Consider the following 1146-nt stretch of genomic DNA (forward strand, 5'->3'; position numbering starts at 1 on the left):
TTGCCGCCCGGCATGGACGTCAAATTCAACAGCCCGCAACAGGCCCAACAGTCCACGGAATACCTGCAAGCCCAGCTTCGCGCCGTTGCCGCTGGCCTTGGCGTGCCGGAATTCATGCTGACCGGCGATGTCAGCAGGGCCAATTATTCGAGCCTTCGCGCCGCGCTGATCCAGTTTCGCGCGACTATCGAACGCCAACAATACACGCTCTTGATCCCGCAGGTGATGCGCCCGCTTTGGGAACGCTTTGTCACGTCCGCCATTCTCTCCGGCGCCGTGGCCGCCGAAGACTTTGAGTCCAGCGTTGCCGATTACATGGCTGTGGAATTCCACCCGCCTGCAATGCCTTGGGTGGACCCTCTGAAAGATGTGCAGGCCACGAAAGAGGCCATCGCGTCCGGCCTCATGTCGCGCCGTCAGGCCGTCAGCGCACAAGGCTGGGCTATCGAAGAGCTGGACGCCGAAATTGCAGCCGACAAGGCGAGGGAAGAGTCCCTTGGCCTCGCGTTCGGCAGTGCCACGCCCAATCCTCCGGAGTCTGACGATGACGCTTGACCTTATCGAACGCCGCGCGGCGTCATTCGCGCCCTCTACGTTCAACTCCGAAGAGCGCACCGTTGAGGTGATTTTCTCAACCGGCGCCGATGTGCTGCGCCCCGGCTACACCGAACGCCTGGCCATGACGCCGGACGCCGTGGACCTTTCGCGCCTGGTTGGCGCCCACGTTCTCGACTCCCATCGCAAGGGAAGCCTGGCCGATGTAATCGGCGTTGTGGTCAGCGCCGAAGTGCGCGGCGGCAAAGGCTATGCAAAGATAAAATTCTCTGAGCGCGCATCGACCATCATTGCCGACGTCGCCGCTGGAATCATCCGTCATGTGAGCATCGGCTATTCCGTCCAGAAATGGGCGGACTCTACCGATCAAAATGGGGGCCGCCTCCGGACGGCCCAAAAATGGACCCCGATGGAAATATCATTCGTTCCGGTCCCTGCCGACCCCGGCGCTACTGTTAGGACTATTCCGAACATGGAAGACGAAAACCTTACGCCGGAAACCCCGGCAACCCCTGCCACGCAAACGCGCGCGCAGACCAATGAAGCGATCCGTTCGCTTGCGGTCCAGTCCGGCCTTGATGCCGCCTGGGC

General features: G+C 61.6%; 2 protein-coding genes. Both read left to right on the top strand.

What is annotated here, in order from left to right; all coding sequences use genetic code 11:
- A partial coding sequence (locus HPO_RS19360; protein ID WP_035602890.1) for a phage portal protein occupies positions 1 to 555 on the top strand: 555 nt, incomplete at its 5' end.
- Positions 545 to 1146: HK97 family phage prohead protease (locus HPO_RS19365; RefSeq protein ID WP_035602892.1), on the top strand; the 602-nt coding region annotated here is incomplete at its 3' end. The genes HPO_RS19360 and HPO_RS19365, both read left to right, overlap by 11 nt.

Origin of the sequence: Hyphomonas polymorpha PS728 (assembly GCF_000685315.1) — a bacterium.
GTDB classification, from domain to species: domain Bacteria; phylum Pseudomonadota; class Alphaproteobacteria; order Caulobacterales; family Hyphomonadaceae; genus Hyphomonas; species Hyphomonas polymorpha.